This window comes from Neobacillus sp. 204, assembly GCF_046562815.1.
Lineage (GTDB): Bacteria > Bacillota > Bacilli > Bacillales > Cytobacillaceae > Neobacillus.
On the sequence record NZ_JBJORY010000018.1, the window covers coordinates 23,794 to 49,401 of the forward strand.

At 40.0% G+C, this 25,608-nt stretch carries 16 protein-coding genes and 1 pseudogene; 16 read left to right on the forward strand and 1 reads right to left on the reverse strand.

Annotated features, from left to right (window positions below; all coding sequences use genetic code 11):
• Window positions 1–58 precede the first annotated feature (58 nt).
• Window positions 59–2,413 carry a glycoside hydrolase family 3 C-terminal domain-containing protein gene (locus ACJ004_RS26100; RefSeq protein WP_410896026.1) on the reverse strand — a complete coding sequence of 785 codons (2,355 nt, stop codon included), beginning with the start codon at window positions 2,411–2,413 and terminating at the stop codon, window positions 59–61.
• Between the two features lie 396 nt (window positions 2,414–2,809).
• Here ACJ004_RS26100 and ACJ004_RS26105 point away from each other — a divergent pair, with 396 nt between their 5' ends.
• The 16 genes and pseudogenes from ACJ004_RS26105 to ACJ004_RS26180 all read left to right on the forward strand — a co-directional run bounded on the left by ACJ004_RS26105 (window position 2,810) and on the right by ACJ004_RS26180 (window position 25,602).
• Complete coding sequence (locus ACJ004_RS26105) at window positions 2,810–5,206, forward strand: beta-glucosidase (protein ID WP_410896027.1); 2,397 nt, start codon at window positions 2,810–2,812, stop codon at window positions 5,204–5,206.
• A gap of 199 nt (window positions 5,207–5,405) precedes the next feature.
• Window positions 5,406–6,395 carry a sugar-binding protein gene (locus tag ACJ004_RS26110; protein WP_410896028.1) on the forward strand — a complete coding sequence of 330 codons (990 nt, stop codon included), beginning with the start codon at window positions 5,406–5,408 and terminating at the stop codon, window positions 6,393–6,395.
• Window positions 6,395–7,876: a histidine kinase gene (locus tag ACJ004_RS26115; RefSeq protein ID WP_410896029.1), complete on the forward strand. Its 1,482-nt coding sequence runs from the start codon at window positions 6,395–6,397 to the stop codon at window positions 7,874–7,876. Before ACJ004_RS26110 ends, ACJ004_RS26115 begins: the two co-directional genes overlap by 1 nt.
• Complete coding sequence (locus ACJ004_RS26120; RefSeq protein ID WP_410896030.1) at window positions 7,851–9,437, forward strand: response regulator; 1,587 nt, start codon at window positions 7,851–7,853, stop codon at window positions 9,435–9,437. Before ACJ004_RS26115 ends, ACJ004_RS26120 begins: the two co-directional genes overlap by 26 nt.
• 236 nt (window positions 9,438–9,673) lie before the next feature.
• Window positions 9,674–10,735: a galactose/glucose ABC transporter substrate-binding protein MglB gene (gene mglB, locus ACJ004_RS26125; protein WP_410896031.1), complete on the forward strand. Its 1,062-nt coding sequence runs from the start codon at window positions 9,674–9,676 to the stop codon at window positions 10,733–10,735.
• A 401-nt stretch (window positions 10,736–11,136) separates the two neighbouring features.
• Entirely contained in the window at window positions 11,137–12,642 is a 1,506-nt protein-coding gene (gene mglA / locus ACJ004_RS26130) for a galactose/methyl galactoside ABC transporter ATP-binding protein MglA (RefSeq protein ID WP_410896032.1), read from the forward strand.
• A 12-nt stretch (window positions 12,643–12,654) separates the two neighbouring features.
• Window positions 12,655–13,677, forward strand: a complete 1,023-nt coding sequence (gene mglC / locus ACJ004_RS26135) for a galactose/methyl galactoside ABC transporter permease MglC (RefSeq protein ID WP_410896033.1) — start codon at window positions 12,655–12,657, stop codon at window positions 13,675–13,677.
• Between the two features lie 315 nt (window positions 13,678–13,992).
• Window positions 13,993–15,228 carry a Zn-dependent hydrolase gene (locus tag ACJ004_RS26140; protein ID WP_410896034.1) on the forward strand — a complete coding sequence of 412 codons (1,236 nt, stop codon included), beginning with the start codon at window positions 13,993–13,995 and terminating at the stop codon, window positions 15,226–15,228.
• A 319-nt stretch (window positions 15,229–15,547) separates the two neighbouring features.
• Entirely contained in the window at window positions 15,548–16,270 is a 723-nt protein-coding gene (locus tag ACJ004_RS26145; protein ID WP_410896035.1) for an SGNH/GDSL hydrolase family protein, read from the forward strand.
• 209 nt (window positions 16,271–16,479) lie between these two features.
• A pseudogene (gene atoD, locus ACJ004_RS26150) lies at window positions 16,480–17,132 on the forward strand (acetate CoA-transferase subunit alpha).
• Window positions 17,129–17,791 carry a 3-oxoacid CoA-transferase subunit B gene (locus tag ACJ004_RS26155; RefSeq protein ID WP_410896036.1) on the forward strand — a complete coding sequence of 221 codons (663 nt, stop codon included), beginning with the start codon at window positions 17,129–17,131 and terminating at the stop codon, window positions 17,789–17,791. Before atoD ends, ACJ004_RS26155 begins: the two are co-directional and overlap by 4 nt.
• A 311-nt stretch (window positions 17,792–18,102) precedes the next feature.
• A complete protein-coding gene (locus tag ACJ004_RS26160) occupies window positions 18,103–19,542 on the forward strand; it encodes a GntP family permease (RefSeq protein ID WP_410896037.1) in 1,440 nt (479 codons plus the stop codon).
• A gap of 43 nt (window positions 19,543–19,585) precedes the next feature.
• Window positions 19,586–20,371, forward strand: coding sequence for a 3-hydroxybutyrate dehydrogenase (locus ACJ004_RS26165; protein WP_410896038.1), 786 nt, complete (start codon window positions 19,586–19,588; stop codon window positions 20,369–20,371).
• Window positions 20,372–20,499: 128 nt separating this feature from the next.
• Window positions 20,500–21,921, forward strand: a complete 1,422-nt coding sequence (locus ACJ004_RS26170; RefSeq protein WP_410896039.1) for a sigma-54 interaction domain-containing protein — start codon at window positions 20,500–20,502, stop codon at window positions 21,919–21,921.
• 177 nt (window positions 21,922–22,098) lie between these two features.
• Window positions 22,099–23,667: an ATP-binding protein gene (locus ACJ004_RS26175; protein WP_410896040.1), complete on the forward strand. Its 1,569-nt coding sequence runs from the start codon at window positions 22,099–22,101 to the stop codon at window positions 23,665–23,667.
• A 186-nt stretch (window positions 23,668–23,853) separates the two neighbouring features.
• Entirely contained in the window at window positions 23,854–25,602 is a 1,749-nt protein-coding gene (locus ACJ004_RS26180) for an ABC transporter ATP-binding protein (RefSeq protein ID WP_410896041.1), read from the forward strand.
• The last annotated feature ends 6 nt before the right edge of the window (window positions 25,603–25,608 follow it).

The window sequence follows — 25,608 nt, forward strand, 5'->3', positions numbered from 1 at the left end:
TTTTTTAAGCATTTTCCTTTACCTCCAAAATGTTATTTATAGGAAAGTCAATAATTCTCTATTGATTGAACTTTGATAGTGTTTCTAATTGCACATCTGGTCCATAGTCATTGTCAACTTCTGCAATTATCTCTTTGTCGACTTTAAAATCCAGCGTCCCTCTGATATCGGAAGAAGAAGCTCCAATCTTAAATTTATAGGTTCCTTTTTCAACAATCCAAGAGGAAGTAGACTCATCAAATGAAGCAATATCCTTTGGATTAATAAAGAAGTTGAACGTCTCTTTTTGACCTGGCTTAAGCTCACGAGTTTTTCCGAACCCTTTCAACTCAATCGCTGGTTTTTCTAACTTGCCGTCAGGCGCACTTACATAAAGCTGCGTAGCTTCCTTTCCAACAAAGGAACCTGTATTGGTTACTTTAAATGAGACTTTGATTTTATTTAATAAGGTATCTTTATTTAATTTAAAGTCGCTATAATCAAACGTAGTATAGGAGAGTCCGTAACCAAACTCGTAAGCTGTTTGTTTATTGAAGGTAGAATAGTAGCGGTAACCGACGTAAATATCTTCCTTATAATTTACTAAGTTTGGATTGCCGTCCGAGCTTGGGAAGTTCGAATAACTTGGCGCGTCCTCTAATCGGACCGGGAAGGTTTCCGGAAGTTTACCAGATGGATAAGCTTTACCGGAAAGAACATCTGTAAGCGCGTTACCTGCTTCCATCCCAGGCTGCCAAGATAATAAAATGGAGTCTACAGAATCTCTCCAGCTTACGGTGTTAAACGGAGCACCAACGTTTAAGACTACTACTACCTTTTTATTAACAGCGTGATAGGCATCAGTAACTTTTTTGATTAGTTCTGATTCTTTTGCTAACGGTTCAAAGGTTGTTGCATTTCCATCTGCCCCTTCTCCAGACCCTCTAGCAATCACAATCACACCAATATCTGAATTCTGTGCCATATATGCGGCATCTTCAGCGGTAAGATTTTCATTAATTTCAGAACCGCTGGCGTTCGTGTTAACAGGTATATATCCTCCATTTTTCAGGCCTTCTGGAAGTTGAACGGTATGAGTTGGTGTTACATAGGCACTTCCGGTTCCCATCAAGAACATTTTTGAAGCAGCATTATCTGTAGTACACGCAGAAGCAGGAGTACCAAAACCACAGCTTGGCATCGTATATGAGTTACCAACAATTCCAACCTTTTTCACTTTCTTATCGAAAGGAAGCGTGGTATTCTCATTCTTTAATAAAACCATGCCTTCTGGTGCTGCTTCTCGTGAAAGTTTTGCATCGGCAGCAGCAAGGTCAGAACTTACGCTTAGTTTCGTATTGTCAACGGTACTTAATTTTTTAAATGTTGGGGACTTGACTACTAAGTTAAGAATGTTCTCAATTGCCGTATCAAGTGTTTCCTCGTTTAATGAACCGTCCAAAATGGCTGCTTTTACAGCTGCCTTCCCAGCAGCATTCAAGCTTGGCATCGACAAATCATTTCCGCCGTTTAACATAGCTATTCCATTTTGTTTCGAGCCGCCCCAGTCTGTCATAACCATTCCGTTAAAGCCCCAGTCACTTCTTAAAACATCATTTAGCAGCCAAGAATTATGAGCAGAGAAAGGTCCATTAATAGAATTATAGGAACTCATCACTGTCCATGGTTGCGCTTCTTTAACCACCCTCTCAAATCCAGATAAATAGATTTCTCTTAAGGCACGTTCAGAAATAATCTCGTTTACTGACTGTCTGTTTGTTTCCTGATTATTTGCTGCATAGTGCTTCATACTTACGCCAACACCCTGGTCTTGTACGCCTTTTGTAAACTCAGCTGCCATTTCACCACTTAAGTATGGATCTTCCGAATAATATTCGAAGTCTCTTCCGCCCCTTGGGTCTCTGTGGATATTCAAGGCTGGCCCTAATATAACATCCACTCCATAATCAAGAGTTTCTTTTCCCATCGCACTTGAAACCTGGTACATTAATTTCTTATTAAAACTAGCAGATAACGCCGAAGGAATTGGGAAACCAGTTGTCGACTTTTTTGCTGTTGATCCAAACCTGAGCCCGGCTGGACCATCGGCAAAAGTAAGTTTCGGTATTCCAAGCCGTGGAATAAGAAACGTTCCGCCCGCAGCCCCAGTTACTGCCGCTCCAGATCCTCCAATCAAATCTACCTTTTCGTCCAGCGTCATGGCCCGAATAACTGCTGGAATGGAAGCTTGGTCGACTAACATCGGCGTTTGCTCCTCAACAGCACCAGTTTGTGCACTACTATTGTCTGTAGCAACAGCCGTTGCATTAACTTGCGATTGTGGCTGTTCTGCTGCTAGAACTCCTGAAGTACCTGATGACAATAGCAATAGACTAAACATCGAGGAACTTAGAACTTTGTAATAACCCTTCATACCTAACAACCCCTTTATTTAAATGAAAACCCTTACATTCATGAAGGTAACATGAAGAGTGTAATCCGATAAGTTACAAGAGGTAGCATTAAATTGTGATTTACTAGATTAATTTGTTGTAGACTGAATATTCAATTAATTATTAAAAAATCAAGAGGAATTATACACATTCCTTAGACATTATCCGACATGGAGTTAAGATATAGGTTTATTAGAACTGTAAAGGAACTCTTTTCAATCGGTTCTAAATGTTTTTTTAATCAAAACAAAATAGTGAAGATATTCGCAATATAATCCAGAAAATTAATAATAGTCTGAAACTTTATTTAAGTTAAACTAGCAAATGAAAGCGTTTCAATTTACGAGTTTAAAACTATTTGAGGGGGAATTAGAATTATGTTAAAAAAACTAAGGAAACAGAAGAAGTCAAAATTACTAGCTATTACTCTCACATCTTCATTACTGCTCTCAGGACTCACCTTTGATATTGCATCCGCTCAGACTCAAAATCCAACAACCGTACAAAAAAACCAAACTACTACAGTACAGACAACAGCACCTTTCTTAACAGACGCAGCATCTATTGACAGTGTAATTCAAGCGATGACCTTAGTCGAAAAAGCTAAATTTGTTGTCGGGGTAGGAATGCCTGGATTTGGGGGTATGCCTTCATTTGAAGTTACCGGAGCAGTAGGCGGCACCTACGGAATTCCTCGGTTAGGGATCCCTGAACTGCGTTTTGCCGACGGCCCGGCAGGACTGCGGATTCGTCCAACCAGACCTGGACAAACTCAAACTTATTATGCAACCGCTTTCCCGATTGCGTCCGCGCTGGCATCCACTTGGGATCCTGCCACTGCAGAAGCAGTAGGTAAAGCTCAGGGAAATGAGGTAAAAGAATATGGTGTCGACCTTTTATTAGCACCGGCACTGAATATCCACCGTAATCCATTAAATGGGCGAAATTTCGAATACTATTCAGAGGATCCTTTAATTTCAGGGAAAATAGCTGCGGCGATGGTGAATGGGGTACAATCGAACGGTGTTGGCGCAACAATCAAGCACTTTGTTGCTAATAACCAGGAAACAAACCGGAATAGCATTGATACCGTAGTTTCTGAGCGAGCATTAAGGGAAATTTATCTAAAAGGCTTTGAAATTGCTGTTAAGGAATCCCATCCATGGTCTGTTATGAGTTCCTATAACAAACTTAATGGAACATACACTTCCCAAAATGCTGACTTGTTAACAACTGTTTTGCGTAAGGACTGGGGGTACACTGGGTTTGTCATGACAGACTGGTTTGGCGGAGATAATCCGGTAGAGCAAATGAAGGCTGGCAATGACATGATTATGCCGGGTGCATCGTACCAATCCGATTTAATTAAAACAGCTGTTGAAGGTGGGAATTTGGACGAAAAGGTGCTAGACCGCAATATTAAGAATATTCTCCAGATCGTCATACAGACACCTGAGTTTAAAAAGTACCAAAACTCTGATATGCCTGATTTAGCTGCTCATGCACAAACAGCTCGAAAAGCAGCTGCGGAAGGGATGGTTCTTTTAAAGAATGACAAGATGCCGCTACCGATCAGCAAAAATCAGAAAGTCACGTTATTTGGCAATACACAAATCGAAACGGTAAAAGGTGGAACAGGAAGCGGTGATGTGAATGCCGCTTACACTACCTCGATTGCAGATGGCTTAAAGAGTGCAGGATACCAATTAAATCAAACTGAATTTCAGGAATACCAGACATATATCGATACCTTACGCTCGCAGGAACAGTATAAAATTAAACCAAGTCCATGGGGTGAAGATTTTGGTAAGTCAATCCCTGCTATTCCTGAAAAGCCTCTGGCAGATAATGAAATTGCCGCTGCTTCGAAAGAATCGGATATTGGTATTATCGTTATCGGCCGTAATTCTGGAGAAGGTGCAGACCGTCAAGTGGTAAAAGGGGATTACCTATTAAGTGATGTTGAACAAGACATGATTTCGAAAGTATCAGCAGAATACCATAAGCAGGGTAAAAAAGTAGCTGTTATTTTGAATATTGGCGGACCTATCGAGGTAGCAAGCTGGCGGGATAAAGTCGACTCTATCCTATTAGCATGGCAACCAGGCCAAGAAGCAGGTTATGCTGTTGCTGATGTTATTTCCGGTAAAGTTAATCCGTCAGGAAAACTGCCAACGACCCTCCCTGTAAAATACAGCGATGTTGCTTCGGCAAATAGTTTCCCTGGAACACCTGCAGTGAACCCAACACAGGTGGTCTATAACGAGGACATTTATGTCGGTTATCGCTACAATACCACTTTTAATGTAAAGCCTGCTTATGAATTTGGTTATGGCTTGTCGTATACAAGCTTCAACATTAGCCATGTAAATATTAGCGAAGGCAAGAAATTTAAGGACAAGCTTAAGGTATCCGCTATGGTCGAAAATACGGGCAAGCTTTCTGGAAGAGAGGTCGTCCAAGTTTATGTTTCCGCCCCGGATGGAAAGCTTGTGAAGCCTGCTTTAGAACTAAAGGCCTTTGGTAAAACAAAAGAACTTAAGCCACTTCAACGTGAGCTGCTCCAATTCGATTTAAATGCCAAAGACCTTGCCTCCTTCGATGAAGACAAAAATGCATGGGTACTTGAAAAAGGCACATATACAGTAAAAGTTGGGGCGTCTTCAGAAAACATTAAAGGAACGGCAACGTTTACGGTAGATCACGATATGGTCGTTGAAAAGGTTAACGAGGCATTGGCACCTAAAGTTGATTTTGAATTACTTACCAAATAAATCAGAAAAAAGACATGGATGAACAGCCTTCATTGAAAGTGAAGGCTGTTTTTTTAATGGTAAAAGGGTTAAATATGAGGTTCCTATGATTAAAGTTTTACTTAAAATGGATCAAAATATTTTCATTTTTTGGAGATTGTCGATTTATGGCAAGTTCCGTATAATAGGCTTAACCATGCTTTGGGATTGGAGATGTTATATGAGCAGGTTATCCATCGTTGCCTACACAGTTGGAAGTTTGTTTTTTCTTGTAAGTTGCTCATTTGCAATATTTTACGGCTATAAGGTAATTACCCATCATTTACCTGAAGAGGAAAGGGTAGTAAAAAAGTATAACTACCATCTTGTTCTTGTTCCCGAAGAGTTAGATAACGAATATTGGAAGCTTGTTGAGGAAGGGGCAAAGGCCGCTGCTAAAAATTACGATGTGCTTTTGGAATATGCTGGACCAAAGCAATCCAATCTGGACGATCATTTAAAAACAATTGAAATGTCGGCGGCAGCCAAGGTTGACGGAATTATGACACAGGGATTGAGCGATAACCAATTTATCCCACTTATCAACAAGGTAGTTGAAAAGGGAATACCTGTCATTACCGTTGATACAGATGCAGCAAATAGCAGAAGACAGGCCTATATTGGGACAGACAATTATTATTCTGGATTTTTGGCAGGAAAAGCCTTAGTTAAAGATACAAATGGAAAAGCAAATGTAGCTATTATTACCGGCAGCTTTACTAGGAACCACCAGATTCAAAGGGTCCAAGGCTTTAAGGATGCCGTTCAAGCCGAAAAAGGGATTCATATTATTGCTTTGGAAGAATCAGAGATTAGCAGGGTGAAAGCTGCAGAAAAGGCTAACCAAATCATTCAGGAACACCCTGAGGTGAATGCATTTTTTGGAACTAGCGCTCTGGATGGCATCGAAATAGCACATGTGGTAGAAAAATATAAAAAGCAGAATCTAATATACATTATCGGATTCGATACACTTCCTGAAACAATAAAATACATTCGGCGGGGTACCATTAAAGCAACGGTCGTTCAAGAGCCATATGAAATGGGCTACGGTGCCGTGGAAATGATGATTAATATTATTGAGGGAAAAAAGGTACCTCCTATCGTCCATACAAATACGCGAATTATAAGAGTAGAGGATCTTCCTGTTAGTGGAATGGGGGTCAAGTGATGTTATTTCGAATCAGATCGAAGCTGCTTTTATATTTTATTGTCCTTGTTGTTTTATTATCTTCTGTCGGTTTCTTTTTCTTTAACAGCAGTGAAAAACTAGTAACAGAATATGACGACAGCTTTGAACGCTTTCTATTGTTAAATGATATCTCCCAAAGAACTAATTTAATGACGGAAAAGCTGCATGCATATATTTTAGATAAGCAGCCTTCCTATCTAAGAGATTATCAAAAAGAAAAGCTGAACCTTATCGATGATCAAAACAGATTGTATGAGGTGATTCATACAAATGAATTTAAGCTCACGAATTATAAAAATATGATCGATAGCTTTATAGATGAAAGTGATGCAACTCTAGGGGCCTTTAAAAAGGATGAGATTAACAAATATTCGAATCATTTTAATGAAGTTTTAAAAATTAATGGTTTTCTTCAGGAAAGCACACTGGCTTTGTTAAATAATAAACTGACAGACTATCAAAAATTTTACGGCCAAATGGAGCAGCAAAAACATTATTATAAATTGATGTCCATTTCACTTTTTGCGGCTGCTTTTTTCCTTAGCACCTTGTTAGCGTTATGGATTTCCGGCGGGATTACAAAGCCAATTAGTCTGCTTTCAAAAGCGGCAAAGGAAATTTCAAAAGGGAATCTATCAGGGGAAGATATAAAAATTACCACAAAAGACGAGTTAAAGCCACTAACGGAAACCTTTAACCAAATGCGCACGAATCTAAGGCAATTGGTAAAGGAAATCAAACAAAAATCGGAATTGGATAAGCTGTTAAAGGAATTGGAGCTGCGGAGTCTGCAAAATCAAATCAATCCACACTTTTTATTCAATACATTGAATACGGTTTCAAAAATGGCATATTTAGAGGAAGCAGAACAAACGTCCAGATTGATTGAAGCTGTTGCGGCATTACTGCGGTACAATCTCGGAGATGTAAATAAGGCCTCAACCCTTCGTGATGAGGTGAGAATTGTAAGTGAATACTTTTTTATTCAAAAAACGAGATTTGGAGAGCGGATCCAATTTATTACAGACATACAGGAAGACTGTTTGGATATTGAGATTCCAGTTTTAATTCTGCAACCGCTCATTGAGAACGCCTTCATTCACGGGGTTGAGGAATACGAAGAAAATGCAGTGATCCGGCTGAATGTTTATCGGTACAAAGACCGAATTTATGTAGAAGTAATCGATAACGGTGCAGGTATGAGTGAAGCCACTAAAAATAGATTTCTTAATTTTATGGAAGGAACAGCAGCAACAGAGTCCTTTGAGCCTGAAAAATCAAAAGGCCATTCTAACGGGATTGGAGTAAAAAATGTGATTAGAAGGCTGCAGCTCTATTACCAGCGAAACGACGTAGTGGAAATTGAATCAGAGTTAAAGAAAGGGACCAAGTTTAGACTCACCATTCCTGACGTAGTTAAAGGGGGAAAAGAGTTTGTTGAAATTACTTATAGTAGATGACGAAATTCTGGAACGGAAGGCATTAACGAAAATCATTAACAGCTCTTCGGATACTGTTAGGGTCATAGGAGAGGCTCCCAATGGAAGAATAGCGATTGAAATGGCTAGAGAACATCAGCCTGATATTATGTTTATGGACATAAAAATGCCTGGAATTGATGGAGTCCAAGCAGTAAAAGCCATTAGAAAATTCGCCCCCGGTATTCGGTTTATCATGGTTTCGGCGTTTAATACATTTGAGTATGCTAAAGAAGTCATGCAGCAGGGAGTTAAGGAATACATCCTAAAGCCGAGCAGTAAAAAAGATATTCTTGAAAGCTTAAACCGTGTGTCAGGAGAAATCTTTGAAGAACGGAAGCTTAGAGAAGAGCACGAAAACTTGAGGGAAAATCTTAACCGTGCAGTTTCCATTGCCCAAAAGGAATGGGTGTCGTCGCTATTGGTAAATCAAGTACAGGACATCACATTTGATGAGTGGGGCCAATTATTGGGAGTAGAAATTACAAGCGGATATATGGTGCTGTTTTCCTTTCAGCCATTACAAGAAAGCGAAACAACTGCAAACGATAAACAAAGTTGGTATTTGTGGCTTAAGGAAACCGTAAAATCTTTGGTGAAAGAAAAGGAGGCCATTTTTGGCCCGTTGACGGACAACCAAGTTCCTGTTATATTCCTATCCCAAAAAACAATCGAAAAAAGTCAGTTTAAATCAAGCACACGGACCAATTTCGAACGGTTATTTACGCTTTTTAATAAAGAATCTTTCAAAGGTCAACTGCGGATTGGAATTGGCCGCCCTTACCATCATGCACATGAATTGAATCAATCCTATCATGAAGCAGTCATGGCATTAGAACAACTGCTAAAAAGTCCGAACCAAAGGTACTTTTTTTCGGACAAACAAGAATCAATGAAACGGTCAGATCAATCAGGGATTCTTGAGATTGAGAAAAAGCTTCTTGATGCCCTACGGCGGGGAGATGTGAATCAAGTCCTGTTAACTTTCGATTCGTTTGTCAGGATGCCTACGGGAAATAAAGAATTAAAAGCTCCATTGCTTAAAAAGTCATTTGATGAATTGTTTGTTCTGATATCTCGAATGCTCCATGATTTAGGGATAAGCTATCAACAACTACCATCCATCGATGAAACCGAAGAAGTAACGAAGATGCTAGAAAAGGGAAAAGCCCATCTGTTGGCGGTAGTTCAGCATGTACAGGTCTGGCGTAACGATCATGCTAAGGGAATGCTGCATAAAGCAAAGGAATATATCGAAATTCATTATGCCGATTCTCTTACATTGGAACAGGTTGCCGAATATGTGGAACTTAGTCCTTTTTATTTTAGTAAATTATTTAAGGATCGGTTCGGTTTGACGTTTATCGATTATTTGACAGAGATAAGGATTTCGAAGGCAAAAACGGAAATGGCAGACCCCGGAAAAAGCTTAAAGGAAATCTGCTATTCAATCGGTTATAAAGATCCGAATTATTTTAGCCGTGTTTTTAAAAAGCATACTGGTTTATCGCCTTCTGAATTCCGTAAGGCGTCTGTAGGTTAATAATTTACGATAAGACCAATCCGCAATGCGGGTTGGTCTCTTTTTTACAATTATTACATTTATTTTGCAAACGTTTGCAAAATAATCTAGATAATCACAAATATGTGCTAGAGTTTTGAACTATTGCAAAGTTCCGTCCGGTGCTAACATAAAGGTAAGGGCTTACATGGAGGCTATGTTAAGCAGATTTGAAGCTTACCAGAGTCTTTACTAAATAGTAAAAGGAGAATGACAACATGTTTAAAAAGAAAAAAGGGTTAATTCTATCTTTGACAGTTGCATCTAGTATTCTATTAGCAACAGGCTGCAGTGATTCAACAAGCGGTAAGGATTCTGGGTCAGGCAAGGACGGCAGTCTTCCAGCGGTTGGTGCCACCATTTACAAATTTGATGACAACTTCATGTCCTATGTGCGCCGTGCCATGGAAACTTCAGCTAAAGACAGCGTTAAGCTTATGCTGAATGACTCTCAAAATGACCAGGCAAAACAAATTGAGCAAGTGGATACACTTATTGCCAAAGGAGCTAAGTCTCTAGCGATTAACCTAGTTGATCCAAAAGCAGCACAAACAATTATTGACAAAGCGAAACCAAAAAATATTCCTGTTATCTTCTTTAACAAAGAGCCAGATGCCAGCGTATTAAAAGGCTATGATAAGGCTTACTATGTAGGAACAACATCTTCAGAATCAGGTGTTCTTCAAGGTCAACTGATTGCAAAAGCTTGGGAAGCTAACAAAGATAAATATGACAAAAATAAAGATGGCAAACTTCAATATGTATTATTAAAAGGTGAGCCAGGACACCCAGATGCAGAAGCACGTACAAAATATGCAGTGGACACTGTAAAAGAAAAAGGTATCCAAGTGGAAGAATTAGCAATGGATACTGCGATGTGGGATGCAACAAAAGCTACTGAAAAAATGGATGCTTGGATAGCTAAGTATAGCGACAAGATTGAATTTGTAATTGCTAACAACGACGGAATGGCATTAGGTGCGATTGCTTCTCTTGAAAAAGCTGGCTACTTCTCTGGAGACAAGTTTATGCCAGTCGTAGGTGTTGACGCGATTCCAGAAGCACTTGAAATGATTGAAAAAGGCAAAATGGTTGGTACAGTCTTGAACGATGCTAAAAACCAAGGTAAAGCAACAATTGATCTTGCAGCAAATGCAGCAAAAGGTAAAGACGTATTAGACGGAACAGACTGGAAACTTGACGACAATAAAGCGGTTCGTGTTCCTTACATTGAAATAACAAAAGATAATATCCAAGTTGGTAAAGACGCTTATAAATAAGAAAAGTGGAAGCGCCTAGGCGCTTGAGCAGGACAGTAAGAAAAGCAGAAGCGCCTTGTCCAGGGGCGACAGGCATAAGACGAGCCGGCGAGAAGGTTGCTCTTTAACCTTCTTGACGGATTGGCTTATGACCCCGAGCCCCTAGGAGCTTGAGCAGGACAGTAAGAAGCAGTAGTCGAAGCGCCTTGTCCAGGGAATTCATTTTTTCCTAGGGGCTGGAATCAGTCCCTGGGCGCTCTTCGAACGAAGGAAAAGGGATCGCTTTTCTTTCGTTCGGAGGATGACTCCACCTGAAACTGGAGCTGGACACCGTTCTTTTTATAATTACTTATAACAAATTCAGATGACACGCCTAAAGCAGTGTCTTATATCTTCAAATGGTTTAACAAGGAGGTTCGCTCATGTCAGAATCCAGTACTACCAATTTACTTGAAATGCTAAACATAACTAAACGATTTCCTGGGGTACTTGCATTAGATAATGTGTCCCTTAAAGTAAAACCCGGATCGGTACATGCCTTAATGGGCGAAAACGGTGCCGGAAAATCGACACTAATGAAATGTCTATTCGGAATTTATTCGATGGATGAGGGCAAAATTCTTTTTGATGGAAAAGAGGTTTCCTTTGCCAATTCAAAGCAAGCACTTGAAAACGGCGTTTCGATGGTGCACCAAGAACTAAATCAGGTTCGTCAACAGAACGTTATGGATAATATCTGGCTGGGCCGTTATCCGAAAAAAGGTATTTTCATAGATGAAAAGAAAATGTATGAGGATACAGCAGCCATTTTTAAAAGTCTTGACATTAATATTGACCCTCGTAGTAAAGTGGGGTCGCTATCCGTTTCTGAAATGCAAATGGTGGAGATTGCAAAGGCTGTTTCCTACCATTCAAAAATTATTGTCATGGACGAACCAACCTCATCTCTAACAGAGACTGAAGTAAATCATCTCTTCCGAATCATCAGAAGGCTTCAAAGTGAAAATGTAGCAATTATCTATATTTCACACAAGATGGAAGAAATCTTAAAAATTTCTGATGAAGTAACCATCATGCGTGATGGTCAGTATATCGCAACCAAAAGTGCGAAAGACTTGACCACTGACGAAATCATCAAACTGATGGTGGGCCGTGACTTATCACAGCGCTTCCCTGCTAAGGTAAACAAGCCAGGGGATGTCATTTTGAAAGTCTCTAATCTGACAGCAGAAACTCAACCTTCTTTTTCAAAGGTTAGCTTTGAACTAAGAAAAGGCGAAATATTAGGGATTGCTGGCTTGGTTGGCTCTAAGCGGACTGAGGTTGTGGAAGCATTATTTGGAATTAGGGCATTATCATCTGGAACGATTGAATTAAATGGCAAGGTGGTTAAAAACCATACGCCGCAGCATGCCATCAAAAACGGCTTTGCACTTGTGACAGAAGAAAGAAGATCGACTGGGATTTTCCCAGATTTGAGTATCAGTTTTAACTCGATCATTTCGAACATGAAACAATACAAAACAAAAAGCGGGTTCTTATCAGACCGTAAAGTTGCCGACGATACGCAATGGGTTATTGATTCTATGAACGTAAAAACCCCTTCGCAAAAAACTTCCATCGGCAGTCTTTCAGGTGGTAACCAGCAAAAGGTTATTATCGGGCGCTGGTTGTTAACAAAACCAGAAATTTTATTACTTGATGAACCAACACGAGGAATTGATGTTGGAGCAAAGTTTGAAATTTATCAGTTAATTAACGAGTTAGCTGCTGAAGGAAAAGGAATTATCATGATTTCTTCAGAAATGCCAGAACTTCTAGGCGTTTCTGATCGAATATTAGTTATGAGTAATGGAAAAGCAGCTGGGATTGTGGAAACCGCAACAACGTCCCAAGAAGAAATCATGCGCTTAGCAGCTTTGTATTAGGAGGAGATGCAAATGAAAAATTCAGCTACACAAAAAAGCAGTATAACCAAATTGCTATTTGATAATGTGATATATGTATTTTTAATCCTACTTGTCATTGGAATCGTAATTGCTTCTCCTGACTTTCTATCAGTAACCAATCTTATCAATATCTTAAGTCAGTCCTCTTCCCGGATCATTATTGCACTCGGGATGGCAGGGATTCTGATTACTGCTGGTACAGATTTATCCGCTGGACGGATGGTCGGACTTGCAGCCGTTGTATCAGCGTCTATGCTGCAGGCTGGTGATTATGCCTATAAAATGTATCCTAACCTTCCAGAATTACCATTGATTATACCAATCTTGATTGCAATGCTTGCAACAGGTTTAATTGCTACATTAAATGGTGTGATTGTGGCTAAATTACATGTGCCACCGTTCATTGCTACATTAGGTATGATGATTGGTGTGTACGGAATCACTTCTATTTACTTTGACCGCCCGCCATATGGTGCACAGCCAATCGGTGGATTAAGCGAAAAATTTACAACATTTGCCCAACGTGGGATTCCCATTGGATCATATGAACTTCCATATCTAGTTATTTATGCACTTGTTGCAACTGTGGTTATCTGGGTTATTTGGAATAAAACCCAATTAGGTAAAAACATGTATGCAATTGGGGGGAACCCAGAAGCTGCAAAAGTATCTGGTGTTAACGTTGCAAGAAACCTGATTATTATCTATATGATTGCAGGTCTTTTATATGGCTTCTCTGGTACGCTTGAAGCTGGTCGTGTTGGTAGTGCGACAAACAATACAGGAAACATGTACGAACTTGATGCTATCGCAGCCTGCGTAGTTGGTGGTGTATCACTATCCGGTGGTATCGGATCTGTACCAGGCGTAGTAACAGGGGTATTAATATTCCAAATCATCAACTACGGTCTAGCCTTCCTTGGAGTAAGCCCATACATCCAATTCATCGTAAAAGGATTAATCATCGTAGTAGCAGTAGCCTTCGACATGCGTAAACACGCAAAGAAAAAATAAGTGAGTTGGTGTCAGGCACCCTTCGTGGACAAATGTCCACGAAGGGTGCCTGACACCTTTTTTTCGCTTATATTTTATAGACAAACTATCAAATAATTTATGGGCAGGATTTGATGTTTTGTCTAATGACTGACCATGCCAGTGGTGTATAATAAATATATTGACTGAATATTTGCATAAATCTCATAGTAGCTACCTTTGGGTCTAAGAGCTGCTTACCATCGAACACCGGCAAATCTCTACGTTTTTATCCTCCATGTGATCTATTAAACAAGATAACCTGCATCTCATTTATAAAAAGGGGAGTGTTTAATCATGCAACGACAAAAGTTAGTGATTAATGGGGAAAGACTGAAAACGACTTTAGAACAATTTGCAAACTTTGGCCGGACTGAGAACAATGGGGTCACAAGGCTGTCCTTATCAAAGGAAGATATCCGGGTAAGGGATTATTTCCGTTCATGCTGCGAGGATTTAGGGCTGTCCGTCACGGTTGATGATATGGGCTGTATGTATGCGACATTAGCTGGCACTGAAGATAAGCCGCCAATTCTACTTGGCTCTCACTTGGATTCGGTGAAAAAAGGCGGCCGCTTCGATGGTGTCTTAGGAGTAGTGGCTGGTTTAGAAGTGGTCAGAACATTGGTTGAGAATCAAATTAAACCACAAATCCCAATTACAATTGTTAATTTCACGAATGAAGAAGGGGCTAGGTTTGAACCATCCATGATGGCATCAGGGGTGCTCTCTGGTAAATTTGATAAGGAAGTTATGTTAAAAAAGGTAGATTCAGAGGGAATTACTTTTGGGGAAGCTTTAAAGGCGAGCGGCTATGAAGGTGAAGTGGAGAATCGATTGAAAGAGGCAACGGCCCTTTTAGAGCTTCACATTGAACAAGGCCCAATCCTTGAAAAAGAGGCGCTCTCAATTGGTGTGGTAGAGTGTGTAGTGGGTATGGCCTGTTATGAAATTGAAGTAACGGGTGAATCCGACCATGCCGGCACCACCCCAATGAATATGAGAAAAGACGCTCTGTTTGCTACCAATAACTTAATCAATGAAATCCGCAGGCGGTTAAGCGGATTGGATGAGGAGTTAGTCTTCACGATTGGAAGAGTGAACGTGTACCCAAGCATCCATACGGTCATTCCGAATAAAGTTGTTTTTACTCTTGAAGCACGCCATAAAGACATGGAAATTGTCCGCACGGTTAAAAACTTCATTGAAGCACTCCCAAGTTTAACGTCATTAAATGAGGGCTGTGAGGTAAAAACAACAAAATTATGGGAGCGGGACACCGTCTGGTTTGAACCTGAAGTCTGCAAGGCACTAGAAGAATCCGCCCAATCGCTTGGTTATTCCAATAAAAGAATGGTCTCGGGAGCAGGCCATGATGCCCAGTTCATTGCTAGCTTCGTTCCTACGGCGATGCTGTTCGTTCCTAGTATTAACGGAAAAAGCCACTGTGAAGAAGAATTAACGACTTGGGATGACTGCGAAAAGGGAATCAATGTTTTATTAGATACCGTTTTAACCATGCTGTCAAAATAGTTAATATGAATTATAGATGAGTAGATTTTAAGGGAGACCTTTTCGCAATGCGGAAGGGTCTCTTTTTATTTAGTGGAGCTAATTTATGGGAAGCTGGTGGATGTTATTTTAATTAGTAGTTCATGAGGACAAAAAGTGCCTGTTGTATGTGAGATCTGTCCTTATGCACACCTATGAGGAAAAAAAGTGCTTGTTGTTTGTGAAAACTGTCCTCATAGGAAGGTGCATGAATATTCAGAAAAATCATTTACAGAATGAAATTTCTTTGTTAAGATTAATTTGGTCGTTATAACGAACAAAAAGGGGGATGAATGGTTGTATGAAAATTAGTAGAAAATTTTCAAGTTTAGTACTCACTGGTGCTTTACTCGTTTCTTTGCCGATGTCCACTTTTGCCAATGGTCCAGCCAAAAAGGTCATAGATTATGTTGCGCTTGGTGATTCTTTAGCGTACGGGATAACACCTGAGGGTGGTCTGACTAGAGATTTAAGTTATACTGATTACCTTGTTAACCGGTTTGAACAATCACAATATACTGTGGGTTTTAAGAATTACGGTTTTCCCGGTTATACCTCAGAACAATTAAAACAGGATGTTCTTACAAAAAATGATGTACAAACAAAAATTAAAGAGGCGGAGTTTATTACAATTGATATTGGTTCAAATGATTTATTTCAAGTAATGAATAATCCTGCACGAATTCCAGTTGCATTTAATTCAGTTGCAGTGAATTTGCAAACGATCTTAGCTGCCATTGAACAGCTAAATCCAAGCGTTAAAGTCTATGTGATGGGTTATTATAATCCATTTCCATATAGGTCACAAGAACAACAAGCAGCTATATTACCGTTGTTGAATAGATTGAATCAAATAATTGAAGTAAGTGCAAACGCATATGGCAATACCTATGTGCCCACAGCCGAAATCATCGCAAAGGACTATGAAACATATCTTCCAAAAGATAATGTCCATTTAAGCTTAGAAGGATATCAACTAGTTGCAAAAGAGTTTTGGAAAAATATTGATAAAAGTAAGGATTAAGAAACTAATAGTAAATAAACACTTTCATAAATAAAAATGAAGTATCAAAGAACAGTTTTATCTTTGATGCTTCTTTTTTTATTGGGAACTTTTAGTGGTTGTAAGGGGTCTTCGTGAGATTCATGAAAATCACTCTTATTGGCATACTTCTTGCATATTAAAAAGATGTAGGTAACATTCATTCAGGAGGTGCTTTTTAAGTGAATAAAATGATTTCATTAGAGGAAATTTCCTCCATTCTGACAGATGGAATGACAATAATGGCCGGCGGGTTTATGGGGGTCGGTACACCACAAGAGCTCGTAACTGCCATGCTTGAAGCAAATGTGAAGGATATAACCTTGATTGCGAATGATACCGCCTTCACGGAATCGGGTGTAGGCCCTCTGATTGTAAACAAACGAGTAAAGAAGGTCATTGCCTCCCATATAGGTACCAACCCAGAAACAGGCAAACAAATGATTGCGGGTGAACTGGAAGTGGAACTAGTTCCACAGGGGACACTTGCTGAACGTGTTCGGGCGGGAGGCTCTGGTCTTGGCGGTGTGTTGACTCCAACTGGTGTTGGAACCGTTGTCGAAGAAGGCAAGAAAAAATCACCGTTGATGGTCGAGAATATTTACTCGAAAAACCTCTTCGCGCTGAAGTGGCCCTTCTTAAAGCATATAAAGCGGATCAAGCCGGCAATTTGATTTATCATCGTTCTGCACGAAATTTTAACCCGTTGATGGCCTTAGCAGCCGACCTCGTGATTGTTCAAGTAGAACAGATCGTTGAGATTGGAGAAATTGATCCAGATGAAGTCATGACTCCAGGAATCTTGGTAGATAAAATTTTCGTTCAGGGAGGCAGTCGACCATGATTAAAACGTTAGTTAATCCAAAACAAGTAATCGCTGCTCGTGTGGCAAAGGAAATGAAAGATGGGGATGTCGTAAACCTAGGGATCGGGCTGCCAACTATGGTACCGAACTACCTTCCTGAAAATGTTAAGGTCATTCTTCAATCGGAAAATGGTTATATCGGTCTTGGCCCTCTAAATGGAGAAATTGATCCGGATTTGGTCAATGCTGGCGGGCAGCCATCTGGAATTAATCCTGGCGGGGCATTCTTTGACAGCCTCTTCTCTTTCGAATTGATCCGTGGAGGCCATGTGGAAGTAACTGTTCTGGGAGGATTAGAGGTTGATGCAAAGGGCAACCTGGCTAACTGGATGATTCCTGGAAAAATGGTGCCTGGCATGGGTGGGGCCATGGATTTGGTTACCGGCGCCAAGAAGGTTATTGTCGCAATGGAACATGTCGCAAAGAATGGATCATCAAAAATACTAGAACAATGCCGATTGCCGTTGACTGGGAAAGGTGTTGTTGACCTGATTGTGACAGAACTAGCCGTTTTTCGTGTAACACCAGAAGGATTGGTACTAGAAGAACTCCAAGCTGGTGTCGGACTTGAAACGGTAAAGGAAAAAACAGATGCTGCATTCAAAATAAACCCAACCATTTTAGAAGCAACAAATTAATTATTAAATCAGAAGGAATCCATTTTCCGAAAAGACGGAAAATTCCGCATTTGCGGAATCAGAAAATAGTAAATTTCCGAATTTCCGGAATGGATAAACGAGAATAAACACACTAGATTTGCATTGACGAATCATAACAATTGAAGGGTATAGTATAATACTTGTATGATAATAAAGAAAATTTATATTTTTTTGAATTTAATAACCAATTTGGCATGGAACTTGCATTTTTATAAAGTGAGCTTTAGGTTGTAAACGCTTACCTATGGGGGGGATTCTGAAGCTTCCATAAAAAACAAAGGGGGATTTACATGCAATTATTTATTATTCTTTTGTCACTTGGGCTGTTAATGTTTGTTGCCTACCGAGGATTTTCTGTTATCTTATTTGCTCCAATTTGTGCACTTTTAGCGGTTTTACTTGTTGACCCGAGCCACGTATTACCGTTCTTTTCCGGAGTGTTCATGGAAAAGATGGTCGGATTTATTAAATCGTACTTCCCGGTCTTCTTATTAGGAGCGATTTTTGGGAAAGTGGTTGAAATGTCAGGGATTGCTGAATCAATTGCGAAGACGATTGTCCGCTGGCTTGGTGCAAAACGTGCTATGCTGACGATCATCTTATTGGGAGCTATTTTAACTTATAGCGGCGTAAGCTTATTTGTAGCGGTATTTGCTATTTACCCATTTGCAGCACAAATGTTTAGAGAAGCTAATATCCCTAAACGTCTAATTCCAGGAACGATCGCCCTTGGTGCGTTCACATTCACAATGGATGCTTTACCAGGAACACCACAGATTCAAAACGTTATTCCCATTCCATTCTTTAAAACAGATATTTATGCGGCTCCAACTCTTGGAATTATTGGTGCAATTTTCGTCTTTACACTCGGTTTGATTTATTTAGAGATGAGAAGGAAGAAGGCGGCAAAAGCTGGAGAAGGCTATTATGGATTCGAATCAGAGACTGCTGTTGCCTTGGAATTGGCTGAAGCAAAGCAAAAGGATGTATTGGTTCCAGATTTAACGACTAATCAATCTGTTTTTAAACAAATTCTGGCGTTTGTGCCGCTTGTGTTGGTAGGGGTTACAAATAAACTGTTTATTACTTATATACCAGAATGGTATCCGAATGGGTTCGATTTTTCTGCGATTGGCTTAAAGGCATATACAGTTGATGTACCGACTGTCGCAGCGATTTGGGCGATTGAAATGGCGCTAGTCGTGGGGATTATCACTTCACTCGCCTTTGATTGGAAGCGAGTAAGGGTAAACTTTAAAGAAGGATTAAACCTAAGTATTGCCGGGGCCTTGCTTGCAACGATGAATACAGGGGCTGAATATGGTTTTGGTGGAATTATTTCCGCCCTTCCTGGTTTTACAAAAATTAGTGATGGAATTTCCAGTACCTTTACAAATCCACTCGTTAACGGTGCGGTTACAACTAGTTCCCTTGCAGGGATTACTGGATCTGCCTCAGGTGGTATGGGGATTGCATTAGGCGCGATGGCTGATAAATACAATCAGGCGATTACCGCAGCCAATATTCCACCAGAAGTCATGCACCGTGTTGTCGCTATGGCATCAGGTGGTATGGATACACTTCCACATAACGGAGCGGTCATTACCTTGCTTGCTGTTACAGGATTAACTCACAAACAATCGTACCGCGACATTTTTGCTGTAACGATCATTAAAACAGTAGCTGTTTTCTTTATTATTGGTCTCTACACTTTATTTGGGATTGTCTAAATTATTGAAAAATAGTTTTCTAGTTACTAAGGAGGATGCTCGTATGAGCAAGTTATTAGAAGGAAAAACAGCATTTATTACAGGGTCGGCAAGTGGTATTGGATTAGAAATTGCAAAGACTTTTGCACAAGAGGGAGCAAAAGTGGTTATTTCCGATTTAAATGCTAGTAAAAGCGAAGAAGTAGCCGCTGGATTAAGGGAGCAAGGATTCGAGGCACTATCGGCGCCATGTGATGTTACCGACGAGAAAGCCTTTAAAGATAGTCTTGAGTCAGCATATAAAACATTCGGCCGGATTGATATTTTAGTCAATAACGCAGGAATGCAGTATGTATCTCCGATCGAAGAGTTTCCTACTGAAAAATTTGAACTACTTGTTAAAATCATGTTGACGGCTCCGTTTATCGGGATTAAAAATGTTTTCCCAATCATGAAGAAACAAGGCTATGGAAGAGTCATCAATATGGCTTCCATTAATGGTGTGATCGGGTTTGCCGGCAAGGCTGCCTACAATAGTGCGAAACACGGAGTCATTGGTTTAACAAAGGTGGCAGCATTAGAAGGTGCTGCGGATGGAATCACCGTAAATGCTCTTTGTCCAGGTTACGTCGATACACCGCTTGTAAGAAACCAATTGGGAGATCTGGCTAAAACACGGAATGTTAGTTTAGATCGTGTTATTGAAGAGGTGATCTTTCCACTGGTTCCGCAAAGAAGGCTATTATCGGTAAATGAAATTGCGGATTACGCTGTCTTTTTAGCAAGTGATAAAGGAAGAGGAGTCACAGGTCAAGCAGTCATTCTAGATGGCGGATACACGGCCCAATAATTGCAAATAGAATCCTATTCGAGTCTTCGAATAGGATTTTCATATTGTATGAAAATGCTTCCATTCATTCAAACCGACGCCTTCATTTGGTATAATAATAAAATCTATTGTGCAAAGGTGGGGGGAGAATGTACCAAGGATTAAAAGGAATCCCTGATAATTGGCAAGAACAAATTATTAATCTATTAGCTGAACGAATTGTCGTAGTCGATCATGATGGTATTATTCTTTACATAAATGAGGCATATTGCGAGTTTTTAGGAACGACCGTTAAAGATGCCGTCCACCGGCCTGTACAGGATGTCATTGAAAATACACGCATGCACATCGTCGCCAACACAGGACAAAAAGAACTTGCGGCTCTTCATCCGATTAATGGCAGTGAAATGATTGCAAACCGTTTCCCTATCATTGAGGATGGGAAAATAGTCGGAGCGGTGGGAACAGTCATGTTTCGTTCCCCTGAGGAATGGCGGATGTATCGAACAAAAATACAAGGACTAGTCGAAGAATTAAAGTATTATAAAACCAAACTCGAAAAAGAGCTGAAAAGTAAGTACCGATTCAGCGATTTAATTGGAAAATGCTCTACTTTTCTAGCAACCAAAAAATTTGCAGAAAGAATCTCTGGTAGCAACTCATCCGTTTTATTGATGGGCGATTCTGGAACAGGCAAGGAATTATTTGCCCATGCCATTCATAATAGTAGCATGCGTTCTTCCTTGCCCCTTGTTGCGATCAATTGTGCTGCCATACCTGAACATTTGCTAGAATCAGAGCTATTTGGATATGATGACGGTGCATTTACAGGAGCAAAAAAGGGTGGCAAGAAGGGGCAGTTCGAAATTGCCAACAATGGGACACTTTTTCTAGATGAAATTGGAGACATGCCACTCTCGATGCAAAGTAAACTTTTAAGGGTCTTGCAGGAAAAAGAGGTTCAGCGAATCGGTGGTCAAAAGTCTATTTCTATAGATGTACGAATCATTGCAGCAACTCACCGGGATTTAGAGAAATTGGTGGAGGAAGGAAAATTTCGCCAGGATTTATACTACCGATTAAATGTGATTAAAATAGAAATTCCCCCTCTTCGAGAAAGAAAAGAAGATATTCCACTAATCTCTCAAAGTCTCTTAAAAAAATTAGAAAGAAAATTTTACCGTAAAGGAATTGAGCTATCGGCTGAAGTAGAAGAAAGACTAATGAAGCATGAATGGCCAGGAAACATTCGTGAACTTGAGAATGTACTGGAACGATCCATCAATGTTCTAGATGGCAAAACAATTGAAGTGGCTCACCTGCCATTATATTTACGTGACATGGAATCCGAGACTAGTTTTGTTAATACTCCCCTATCGCCGAATAAAATGCCGGCACCAAAAGCGCAATTACCAATCGACTCATTGAAAGAAACTCTTGCTCGTGCGGAAAAGGAAGCCATTTTACATGCTTTAGACATAACAAATGGCAATAAGCAGGAAGCCGCTAAGGTGCTGGGAATTGGGAAAACAAGTTTCTATGAAAAGTGCAAATTGTATGCTATTAAATAGCAAAATTACTTATTTTAGAGGGGGGCACTCCCATTTAGAAAAGAAAATTATTTATATGGTAATAGTAACGACTCTAGTTTATGATAAGAGGAAATATTTCGAATATCGTTCAGAGTGGGTGGAAGTAAGTTGATCTTGTTAGACTATATTGTTAATCTCGCAATTTTTTCGCTTTTGGTGAGTACACCTTTAGTCGTCATCTCATTTATCAAATTTAGACCCATTAAGCTGATTCACCTTTGGTCTTCTTTATATGCGGGTGTAGTTTCAGTTATCCTTGTTATGCTGTCATTCCAACAACAGGGATATTCATATGATATCAGGTATGCCCCTATTATTCTCACTTTTGCCTATCTTGGACCAACGGCGGGTTTAATTACTGGTCTTTTTTCATTACTTACAAGATTATACACAAGTGGTCAATGGTACCCAGCTATTACTGGATGGGGATTCTTGATGCTTGGTTTTTCAGTCATTTACTTCTATACAAAACGCCTCACTGCCATTAAAAGAAGTTTCATATTATTTGCTGCCTATATTGTGATTTACGGAATAACTGTCTTTACTTTTAACATATTAGTGGATAAACCTGTCTTTCATATCCAATATATATTATTTGTGATGTTAGGGGTTATCATTGGCGCATTTCTGATTGAGTCATATATGAAGTTACATAGATTAAATACTAGATTAACAGATATTTATAGGATGGTTGAAGCAAGTGAATCAAAATACCGCCTTATTGCTGAGAATACGTCGGACTTGATTATGGTTATGGATGAAAAACAGGCGGTCAGTTACTTTTCTCCTTCGCACGAGATTGTTTTAGGGTTTCAATGCTGTGAGCTTGAGAGTTTAGAATTATGCAAGTTCATTCATCCTGAGGATGTGAAAGGGTTTCGAAGTACCATTAAATTGATGTTTGATAATAAAGAATCACAATCAATGGAATTTCGATTAAAACACAAAGAAGGGCATTGGATTGAATTTGAGTCACGCTGTGTGCCAGTAAAGCGAGAGAATGAACTTATCGGGAATATTGTTATTATTAGCAGAGATATTTCTGAACGAAAGCAGGCAGAAGAAATTCTCCTCCGATCGGAAAAATTATCAATTGTTGGAGAGTTAGCGGCAGGTGTGGCCCATGAAATTAGGAATCCCCTCACCACCCTAAAAGGCTTCATGCAGCTTTATAAAAAAGAGGATAGTTCGATTGATGAATTGCTTCTTAACGAATTGGGGCGTATTGAAACCATAACCAGCCAGCTGCTTACTTTGGGGAAACCACAAGCAGTTCAACTTATCCGAACGAATATCCTTGAAATAATTGAAGGTACGCTTGAACTTCTAGCTCCAGAGGCTTTAATGAGTAATATCCAATTTAAACTGGATTTTGAGGAGCCCTCATACTTTATTACCTGTGAGAGAAATCAATTAAAGCAGGTCTTCCTTAATCTATTAAAGAATGCCATGGAGGCTATGAAAGACGGGGGAGAAATTCAAATCAACCTTCGCAGGGGATCAGAAGATGAGTGTATTATTTCTGTGCAAGATCAAGGCTGTGGAATCCCGGAAGAACTGCTTCCTCGATTAGGTGAACCATTTTATACACTAAAAGAAAAAGGCACCGGCCTTGGATTAATGATTAGCCACAAAATAATCAAACAACACCATGGCAGCATTACATTTACCAGCAAAGAAAACGCAGGAACCAAAGTCGAAATAAAACTCCCAATGGCAAGTTGAGAATAGTGATTTTAGTGATTTGGGTGTCAGGCACCACTCGTGGACAAATGTCCACGAGTGGTGCCTGACACCCTTTTTTATTTATAGTAGAAGTTCATATACAATTCATATATTCTTTGTATAATCGATTTTGTACTAGTGAAACGTTATTGAAGCTTGTGTTTGATAGAAAGGATGTCAATAAATATGTCAGCTGTGAAGAACGAGAAGGGGTGGCGCCAGTTTATTCGATTGGTTCAACATACCAAACCATCTAAATTGCTCCTGGGTATTGCCCTTTTATTAAGTGTAGGGACCACCTTAGTGGGGCTATTAGTCCCACTGTTCACCAAAAATCTTATTAATGATTTTTCCCTTAGTTCCTTAAGTACAGGAAGAATCATTCTCCTTGTTTCCGCCATCTTAATCCAAGCGGTAGCCAGCGGTATATCAATCTATTTATTAAATCATATCGGTCAATCGGTGGTTGCCGGGATTCGAGACCGTTTATGGAAAAAACTGCTCGTCTTAACGATTCCGTTCTATGATGAAAATCAAACAGGTGAAACGGTCAGTCGAATGACTAATGATACAGCTGTGGTCAAAGGCTTAATCACCGACCATCTCGCCAATTTCCTATCAGGGACCATTTCCATCATTGGTTCGATTATTGTCTTACTGCTATTGGATTGGAAAATGGCATTATTAATGTTTATCGCCCTGCCACTGGCAGCAGTCATATTAATGACATTGGGAAGAAAGATGCATCAGGTGTCAAAAGGGATGCAAACGGAGACTGCACAGTTTACCTCAGTCGTTCAGCAAGTGTTATCAGAAATACGCTTAGTCAAAGCCTCGAATGCAGAGGCGGTCGAATATAAGAACGGTAAAAACGGTATTACCCAATTGTTTCAATATGGGCTGAAGGAAGCGAAAATTCAAGCGCTAATCACTCCGTTAATAGGTGTAGTGATCATGGTATTACTAGTTGTCATTCTAGGATTCGGTGGGATGAGAGTATCATCAGGCGCCTTAAAAGCGGGCGATTTAGTGGCCTTTATCATGTATCTTTTTCAAATCGTCATGCCAATGGGACAATTAGCCGCCTTCTTTACCCAATTTCAAAAGGCAACCGGTGCAACAGAACGAATTATCGCAATTATGGATATGACCGGGGAACAAGATGATTCCATGAAGGATGTCCAAAACATGGATCAACCGATAACGGTGAAGCATCTACATTATTCATATAAAAATGGGGAAGAAGTATTAAAGGATATTAGCTTTACCGCAGAAGCCGGTAAAGTGACAGCGATTGTCGGTCCAAGTGGCAGCGGGAAAACGACACTATTTTCATTATTGGAACGGTATTATCAACCGCAACAGGGAATGATTCGCCTTGGGCAGGAACCTATTAATGATTTCTCCCTGTTTTCTTGGAGAAGCCAAATTGGCTATGTATCACAGGAAAGCCCGATCGTTGCGGGCACCATTCGTGATAATATTGGTTACGGAATGGATAAAATTGTTGCGGATACAGAGATCGAAAGGGTAGCGAAAATGGCTTTTGCTCATCAATTTATTGCGGAACTGCCGAACGGATATGATACAGAGGTGGGTGAAAGAGGCATTAAATTATCGGGTGGTCAACGGCAAAGGATTGCGATTGCTCGTGCCTTTCTAAGGGACCCGAAAATTTTAATGTTAGATGAAGCAACCTCCAGTCTTGATAGCAAATCTGAACACGTTGTCCAACAGGCATTACAGAATTTAATGAAGGGACGAACCACACTAGTGATTGCCCATCGTCTGTCCACCGTGATTGATTCTGATCAAATTATCTTTTTAGACAAAGGGAAAATTACCGGAAGCGGCACACATGAACAACTTGTACACACTCACTCCTTATATCGTGAATTTGCCGAACAGCAATTACGGATTAACGAACCTGTTTAATAGATG

Coding starts and splice junctions, on each gene's coding strand:
- ACJ004_RS26155 (WP_410896036.1), top strand. CDS start 17,129: ATGATTAAAACGTTAGTTAATCCAAAACAAGTAATCGCTGCTCGTGTG.
- ACJ004_RS26170 (WP_410896039.1), top strand. CDS start 20,500: ATGTACCAAGGATTAAAAGGAATCCCTGATAATTGGCAAGAACAAATT.
- ACJ004_RS26180 (WP_410896041.1), top strand. CDS start 23,854: ATGTCAGCTGTGAAGAACGAGAAGGGGTGGCGCCAGTTTATTCGATTG.
- ACJ004_RS26165 (WP_410896038.1), top strand. CDS start 19,586: ATGAGCAAGTTATTAGAAGGAAAAACAGCATTTATTACAGGGTCGGCA.
- mglC (WP_410896033.1), top strand. CDS start 12,655: ATGAAAAATTCAGCTACACAAAAAAGCAGTATAACCAAATTGCTATTT.
- ACJ004_RS26105 (WP_410896027.1), top strand. CDS start 2,810: ATGTTAAAAAAACTAAGGAAACAGAAGAAGTCAAAATTACTAGCTATT.
- ACJ004_RS26110 (WP_410896028.1), top strand. CDS start 5,406: ATGAGCAGGTTATCCATCGTTGCCTACACAGTTGGAAGTTTGTTTTTT.
- mglA (WP_410896032.1), top strand. CDS start 11,137: ATGTCAGAATCCAGTACTACCAATTTACTTGAAATGCTAAACATAACT.
- ACJ004_RS26145 (WP_410896035.1), top strand. CDS start 15,548: ATGAAAATTAGTAGAAAATTTTCAAGTTTAGTACTCACTGGTGCTTTA.
- mglB (WP_410896031.1), top strand. CDS start 9,674: ATGTTTAAAAAGAAAAAAGGGTTAATTCTATCTTTGACAGTTGCATCT.
- ACJ004_RS26115 (WP_410896029.1), top strand. CDS start 6,395: ATGTTATTTCGAATCAGATCGAAGCTGCTTTTATATTTTATTGTCCTT.
- ACJ004_RS26140 (WP_410896034.1), top strand. CDS start 13,993: ATGCAACGACAAAAGTTAGTGATTAATGGGGAAAGACTGAAAACGACT.
- ACJ004_RS26100 (WP_410896026.1), bottom strand. CDS start 2,413: ATGAAGGGTTATTACAAAGTTCTAAGTTCCTCGATGTTTAGTCTATTG.
- ACJ004_RS26160 (WP_410896037.1), top strand. CDS start 18,103: ATGCAATTATTTATTATTCTTTTGTCACTTGGGCTGTTAATGTTTGTT.